General features: G+C 64.9%; 4 protein-coding genes. 2 read left to right on the top strand and 2 right to left on the bottom strand.

The features are described 5' to 3' along the window. On the top strand, nucleotides 1–402 hold a 402-nt coding region (locus tag WAN71_RS14330), incomplete at its 5' end, for an SHOCT domain-containing protein (protein WP_422225971.1). 24 nt (nucleotides 403–426) lie between these two features. Here WAN71_RS14330 and WAN71_RS14325 read toward each other — a convergent pair. Continuing rightward, nucleotides 427–1,656, bottom strand: coding sequence for a type VII secretion-associated protein (locus tag WAN71_RS14325; protein ID WP_422225970.1), 1,230 nt, complete (start codon nucleotides 1,654–1,656; stop codon nucleotides 427–429). Beyond that, nucleotides 1,653–5,510: a type VII secretion protein EccCa gene (eccCa, locus tag WAN71_RS14320; protein ID WP_422225969.1), complete on the bottom strand. Its 3,858-nt coding sequence runs from the start codon at nucleotides 5,508–5,510 to the stop codon at nucleotides 1,653–1,655. Before eccCa ends, WAN71_RS14325 begins: the two co-directional genes overlap by 4 nt. A gap of 110 nt (nucleotides 5,511–5,620) precedes the next feature. On the opposite strand from eccCa, the gene eccD reads away from it, so the two are divergent. Further along, the coding region (gene eccD / locus WAN71_RS14315; protein WP_422225968.1) for a type VII secretion integral membrane protein EccD at nucleotides 5,621–6,358 on the top strand (738 nt) is incomplete at its 3' end.

The raw sequence follows: 6,358 nt of genomic DNA, 5'->3' as shown, positions 1-6,358 counted from the left end.
GTCGCCGCGCCCGAGATACGCTCCGTCGCAGTGACGTCGCCACTCACCGGCCCCGCCGCGGCAGCTGCGCCGGCAGTGGAAGCCGGCTCGGCAAATGCGTTCAACCAGATGGGAATTGCGGGTATGTCCGGCCAAGCCATGGCCGGCCCACCGGTCACCGACGAGGGCCAGAACAGCGGCAAGCCGGTGACCCACGCACGGCTGACCGGCCGCGCCGCAGGTGCGACGGGCGACGACGAGGCCGAAGTGACGCCCGCACCTCGGACCGTCGTGACTGGAGTCGCGGCCGCGATACGTGAGATCGCTAAGCTCCGCGACCAGGGCCGAATGTCCGAACAGGAATACAAGGAGCAGAAGAAGCGCCTGCTCGAGGTCTCAATCGGACACCGCCCGTTGGGATGAGCAGCTGCGAGGGGGCCGCGTAACTCAGCCCACTGCCCGAGCCGACCGCACCGCTAGGTCGCATACCTGCCGCACGGCGTCGCCCTGTCCGTGCCGGCTTTGACATCCGATGCTGATCCGAACCGCTTTGTCGACCAACACAATCCATTGGATGTCGTGCCCAGACCGGACCTCCCGGTAGGTAACAGCAGGGCGACCGGCACTAGTGCCCACCGGGTTGAAGTCGACGAACACGCCGGTTGGTTCTGCATCGATTGCATGTCTCAGTGACTCGGCGGTGGCGCTCATGGTTGCGATGGCAACTTGCGACTGCGTCACATGCAGCGCCACCTCCGGATCCGACGGCGATGTGACCTGCACCCGCGCCGAACCCGGCCCGGAGACGACGCGCTGCATCGGCCATTGCGCCGGGACCTGAAGGGCGACATGTCCTTCCACCAGAAACGTTGTCGGCATGCCATCGCCGGCCGGCACAGGATGACCGCGCCACGTGAACACCCCGAGCACCCCCAGTACCGCGATGACCAACAGTACGGCCACCAGCACCGGGCCCCGGTCGCGGCGAGAGCTACGCCCCGCAACTTCGGTGCAATGTGACTCGCAGCTGCTGCTTTCGTCCTGAATGATCTGTGCGGCGAGTTCTTTCAAGCGCGCGCCGTCGACCTGCACCGCGCTGATGCGGTCGCTAACGAGCAGTCCATCGGCAAGCATTGCAGCCAGCGCACCGGCCCCGCCTACGGTGCTCGGCGCGTCAATCACCACCGCCGCGGCCACGCCCGAAGTCATCTCACGGATGGATCGAATGACCCCCTCAACAACGCGCTCGGGTTGTCCGCGGCGGGTTTCGGCGACCACCGCGGCGCCGGTGATCACCACGAAGCAGTCAGCGATTTCCACGACCACGGTCGCCTGTTGGGACTCGAGCGGGGATGCCTGGATCAGCAGCCACGACCGGGGTCGCAGCACAACCTCGCCGGCGAGAACCTCTGTCGCCGCGCTGATCAGATCGATGCGCGTCGGCGCCCACCACGACGGGTGAACGACGATCGTTCGGGCAGAGTTACCGCAGGCATGCGAACCCAGCACGGTCCGCCACAGCGAGTCAACATTGACCGGATGAAGGTCAATCAGAGTTACCGGATCGTCGATGCAGTCGAACGCGACCCTTACCATCTCATCGTCATCGGCCACTTCCCCGCCGCAACATAATTGGCGGATATTGTTTGGACCGACCTCAACTATGTGCGTGCTCATGGCGGGGGACTCCAGGCAACCTGCACCAGCTGTGGGCTGGCCCGGCGAGTGATCAGCGTGCCGCGACCAGGTGGCATGGGCGACTGGCGGACTGACCCAATCGTCAGGCCCTCGTCCGGGCTTCCGCTCATCAGCAATGCCATACAGCCGGCATCACGCAAGCCGGCGAGCAGTGGCTCGAACATGGCGCGGGCGGCGCCGCCGCTGCGGCGTGCCACCACCAGGTGCAGACCCAGGTCCTTGGCCTGCGGCACAAATTCCAGCAGCGGCGACAGCGGATTGCTGTTAGCGGTGGCGACCAGGTCGTAATCGTCGATCACAACGTAGATCTCGGGTCCTGACCACCAGGACCGGGTGCGCAACTGCACCGGAGTGGCGTCTGGAGGCGGCACCCTCCCGCGCAGCTGGCAACCTAGGCCCGGGAGTACTGCGTCCACGGCATCCGCCGAAACGAGGTATCCGCCAAGATGTTCGGACTCGGGCCCGACGATGTCGAGCAGCGAACGCCGGAAATCGATGATGAACAACTGGGATTGCGCCGCGGTCGTGGTTCGCAGGAGTTCACGACAGATCGTCCGCAATGCGGCTGTCTTCCCGCACTCGCTGTCGCCGAGAACCAGAAGATGCGGCTGCTGTGCGAAATCGATTGCTAACGGGCGTAGTTCACTCTCCTCGAGACCGATCAGAACATCAGAGCCCAGACCGTCTACCGCCCGCTCTACCACGCCCTGGTATTCGACGCGCGCGGGCAATAGCGGTATCGGGGGCGCGGTCCATCCGCTATGACGGCGGCCCCACATCTCCTCCACTCGCCTATCGGGCAGAGCGATCGCCATATGCAGCCCGTCGTCGGAAAGCCCTCGGCCCGGCTTCCCCTCAGGGACTAGGTGAGCCCGCCGACGGTCCAGTTCGGAATCCGCGGGATCGCCGAGCCGCAGCTCGATTCGGGTCCCGATCTGATCCTTGAGGGCGGGGCGAATTTCAGCCCATCGCGACGCGGACAGCACCACATGCACCCCGAAGGAGAGCCCCTGAGCAGCAAGGCTGTTGATCGAGGCCTCGATCGTTTCGAATTCACGGCGCAGGGTTGCCCATCCGTCAACAATCAAGAAAACATCACCGAAGCGGTCGCATCTCGGATCTTGTCTGGCCTTCAGCAGGCGATACTGCGCCATCGACCGGATCCCCTGGTCGCGGAAGACAGCCTCGCGGGACCGGATGATTGCTTCGAACTGGGTGATCATCCGCTGAGCCAGCTGCGAATCTGCTCGACCGGCGACCGAGCCGACGTGCGGCCAGTCGCCCAACGATGCCAATGCCCCGCCACCGAAGTCAAGACAGTAGAACTGCACCAAGCTCGGATCGTGGGTGACGGCCAGCGCCGTGATCAGCGTGCGCAAAGCCGTCGATTTGCCGGATTGAGGCGCTCCGACTACAGCGACATTGCCGGCGGCCCCGGACAAGTCGACCATCAGCGGCGTGTGCCTCTGCTCGAACGGGCGGTCGACAATGCCGATGGAGACGGTCAACGCGGGCCGGGGTTCGCCGGTTGATTCGGCATCACCTAGCACGGTGCCAAGCGCCGGCGCCGCCTCGAGTGGCGGCAGCCACACTTCATGCGCACGCGGGCCGTGGCCGGAGAGCCGATCGACAACCGTCTGCAGGACGGTGCGCGGCTCGTCGACATCGATGCCGGCTCTGCCGGTAGACGTGACGGGCCCGGTCGGTCCTGCGGTGAACACTCGCACGGGCGCCGGCACCTCACCGTAGTCTGGCAAGTCCCGGCCCTCTCGGGTTCCTGCAAAGCACGGACCGGAGACGTACGCGGTCTGGAAGCGAAACAACTCATCCGTGCCGACCCGCAGATACGCGGCACCCGGCGTGCTCGGCAATTCGTAGCCATCGTTTGTTCCCAGCACAATGCGTGACTCGTTGGCCGACAATGTCTTCAGGCACACGCGATAGGACAGATGCGATTCCAACCCGCGAAGTCTGCCTTCGTCCAAACGTTGACTGGCCAGCAGCAAATGCATACCTAACGATCGGCCGAGTCGGCCGATCGCGACGAAGACGTCGGCGAAATCCGAATGCTGGCTGAGTAATTCAGAAAACTCGTCGACGATGATGAACAGCACTGGAAGGGGCGCTAATTGGGCTCCCGCTTGTCGCACGCGCTCGTAGGCGGCAATCCCGTCGAGGTTACCCGCCGAACGAAGCGCTTCCTGGCGGCGGTTCATTTCACCGGTTAGCGCATCGCGCATTCGAGCGACCAGTGCTGCCTTGTCGGACAAGTTCGTGATGACGGCCGCGACGTGCGGCGCCGGCTCCAGGCCGGCGAAGGTCGCACCACCCTTGAAGTCAATGAGGGCCAGGTTGAGCGCTTCTGGTGAATGACGGACCATCATCCCGAGCGCGACCGTACGCAAGAGCTCCGACTTGCCCGACCCGGTCGCCCCAATGCAGAGCCCGTGTGGCCCCATACCTTTCTCGGCGGCCTCCTTGATGTCGAGCTCTAGCGGCGCACCCGTGGCGGTCGTGCCGATCGGAACGCGAAGCCGATCGCGGGGACTTCTGCTGTTCCAGCAGTCAGTCGCGGTGTAGGACGCGAGATCGCCGATCCCGAGCAGCTCCTGCCAGCCCAAGCCGCCGCCCGGTGCTGCCGCTAGTGCATCCGGCCGGCCGGCTCGGTACCCGGCCAGCCGTCGCGCACACATCAGTGCAGCGCTGTGACTCATTTGGTCGGGGCGTACGGACGCTTGGTCATCGCCCGGTTGCCCGATTGTCAGCTCGTTCTCGCTCACTTGCAGCCGCAGCTCCCTAGCTGTTGCGGGGCCGTCGTAGCTGGTATCGACCGTCAGCGACGTCACGCGGGCATCGTCATCGTCGTCGTCAACGACGACCACCAGCAGGGGCGGCGGCGCCCGGTGGGCCGGCGAGCGGTCGGGCAACAGGTCGGCGAGCGCCCGCGCGGCCTCCTCCAGCGATGGGTACACCATCCGGGCAGAGCCGAGGCCGTCGTTGGCGTGCGGATGTTGATTGTGCGGCAACCATTTCAACCAATCCCAGCGGGCTCGATTGCGATCACTGATCACGGCGGCAATCAACACCAGGCTCGGACTGTGCAATACGGCCAGCTGACAAATCATCGCACGCAACAGCGCCCGCGCATGGGTGGAATTCCCACCAACCGTCACGGTCTCGAATTCCCGTAGATCAATCGCGATGGGCGCATCCGGGACCGTAGAGTGCGTTTGCAGAAATCGGCGCAACCCGCCCCCTGTTACCGGATCCAGTTGGGCTGTCGGCCCGGTCGGTGGAGGCACCAAACGGGTGGCAAGACGCTGTGTTCCGATACCAATTCGAATGTGGCAGAAGTCCGAATCCGACGATCGCCGCTCCCACATCCGGCGGCCACCTACCAACGTCCACAGCGTGTCGGGAGCAGGATGGCACCACATCAGCGACGAACGCTGTGCCGCAGCGGTTTCGACGACGACGGCACGTAAGTCGGAGAGGTAGCGCAGATACTCGGCACGGTCGGCGTTAATCTCGCCGCGCCGCCGATCCGCGCCGGACACCACCGTCACTACCGCCGACAACAGCATCATCAGCGGAAACGTCATGAACGCCGGATTGCGCACCACGGCCGATCGGGAAAGAAAGACGACCGCCATCATTGCAGAAGTCGCGATGGCCGTGACGACCGGCAGGAAACGGGCCACCACGTTCGTCCGTGCCGGTCGCGTCACTCCCGGTGGCGCCTCGACAACGATGTCGGCTGACTCGAAAACCGGCGAGGGCAGCCGTGCCGGCCAGGTGAATTCCACCGTCGCAGAGCTATTGCATTGGCCCATGCGATTGGCACCGTAGGGACGACCGAAATCAGCTGCAAGTCAGCTGTGGATCACTGCATACGCGGCGTCGTGCCGTCGGTTAGCGTCCGCATCGGCGAAGGGAGGTCGAGGTGCACCAAGCGGTGGGAGCGCGCCGAAGCACCGAACCCCATCCGGTTGGCGGGGGGTTGCGGCGGGTGACGGTGTACGCCGACTCCCACTACGTCGACTTGGTGCTATCGGCCGCGCTACCGATCGGATTGCTGATACCACCGATCGTGGACATGCTGGCAGCCGAGTGTGACCACCGCGCTGAGCCGGTCGCTATTCGACACCAACTTTCGCTTCCGGGAAGTGTCACGCTGGACCCGTCAAAGACGTTGGCCCAGTCCGAGATCCGGGACGGGACCGTATTGATGCTGACGAGCTCGTCGACCATCTTAGCGCCGCCGCGCTTCGATGACGTAGCAGAGGCGGTATCGGTGTCGCTCGCTTCGACAGCGCGACCTTGGACTCGGCAAGCGGCTCGGCTGATTGGCGCGCTGGCGGCCAGTTGCTTGGCCGCCACGGGCGCAACAATCTTGATTGGATCAGCTTTTGGTACCAACGATCTGCGTCGGGGCGGCTGTGCCGGTGTCGCCGCGGTGGCCGGTTTCATCGCGCTGCTGGCGGCAATAGCCGCCCATCGCGGGTTTCGCGACGGGACGGCCGGGCTCACGTTGGGTCTGGCGGCTGGCGGATTCGTCGCACTCGCTGCCTTGCTGGCGGTTCCCGGCGAACTTGGGGCACCGAATGCGCTGCTTGCGACGGCTGCCGCGGCGACATCGGCGACCGTCATGAGGGTGATAGGTTGCTGCGCAACCGTGTTC

Origin of the sequence: Mycobacterium sp. (genome assembly GCF_049280035.1) — a bacterium.
Taxonomy (GTDB): domain Bacteria; phylum Actinomycetota; class Actinomycetes; order Mycobacteriales; family Mycobacteriaceae; genus Mycobacterium.
The sequence above is the reverse complement of the archived record's forward strand: the minus strand, read 5'-3'. Positions and strand labels throughout refer to the sequence as shown.